Here is a 1,238-nt window from a genome sequence, read left to right on the forward strand (position 1 = left end):
CCCAGACTGTCCTTTAAATCCACCAATAGTTACCACGGCACGTTCTGGATGACTGGTGGCACATGTTGCACTTTGGTCAAATGTGTCATCGTATGCGAAGGCATAGGTATAACCGTTGTAACTGATGTCTTTCTGATGGAAGAATTTCACATAAGGGTTATATACATCGGTGTTGAAGAAGCTTCCTGTATCTCCCCAATCCTGCAGTTCGCCATCTGCAATATTTGTTCTTATCACTCCACGATTCATCGCTCCACAGAACATGGCTTGTACTGGAAGATCTGCACTGTTGCCATTGAATTTTGCAAACTCTCCTGCACCTTCTATCACATCAATGGAGGTAGGCTTGCCTACAATGGCCGTCTGCCCTTGACGAGGTCCTGACTCACTTTTTAAGACGAAGTTGTTGCCATTCACACGTCCACGCCAAACACCTAATTGGTTGCCCATGTTTACGTGTATGTCTTTAGTGCGAAACTCGCTCCAGATACGGTTGATGTAGCTATCGAAATATCCAGTATTCTTCACCTCTGCCACTTTAGATGGTTGCATAATAATACCTCCCAAATGATCCTGAGTTATATTGTTCTTCAGACAGTTAGAGAAGATATTACCTTCGTTTTGTGTCTTCCAGCGATTGATAATCTCCTCATAGGTATTCACCTCTCCACGCTTGGTGTATGGATTATTGGCACCTGCCGAAGCATTTCCATATAGTTCTAATCCCATGGGATATTGGAATGCATCAACACGTGAGGTATTGATAAACATCACACCATACCTATCATAAGAAAATTCAATAAGTTCCCATCGCAGATCGATATTCGGGTCGGAAGGGTTTTGCATGTCAGCTCCTGCATACCCACCATTATTATCGTTTACGTGTAGGTAAAGCGGTGAATTGAAACCAAAAAACATACGGCAAGCATGGGTCTTATCTACGTAAATGGTTTTGTTTTTTATCTTATTCAGCGGCGTAAACACATTGGCATAACCTCTATCTCCGTTGGACTTATGCAGAGTGTTTGTATTGGTAGTAAGGGCCCTGAGTGCAGCATCATTTGCATTGTTGGCTATGAGGTCATAATAAATAGGAGCATCATCACTCACTTTCTTACCAATGATAGCCACATATACCTTGTCGTCAGGAAAAACAGAATTGTTCACTATCTCAATAGGAATTTTTTGTGCATGGACTTTCAGAATTGCCACACAGAATAACGTTAAAAACAATAAAA

1 protein-coding gene is annotated in these 1,238 nt (G+C 41.8%); it reads right to left on the reverse strand.

The window, feature by feature from the left end; translation table 11 throughout:
• The coding region (locus F7D20_RS00375) for a glycoside hydrolase family 64 protein (RefSeq protein WP_367383900.1) at positions 1 to 1,212 on the reverse strand (1,212 nt) is incomplete at its 3' end.
• Positions 1,213 to 1,238: the final 26 nt, after the last annotated feature.

Origin of the sequence: Segatella copri (assembly GCF_009495355.1) — a bacterium.
GTDB lineage: Bacteria > Bacteroidota > Bacteroidia > Bacteroidales > Bacteroidaceae > Prevotella.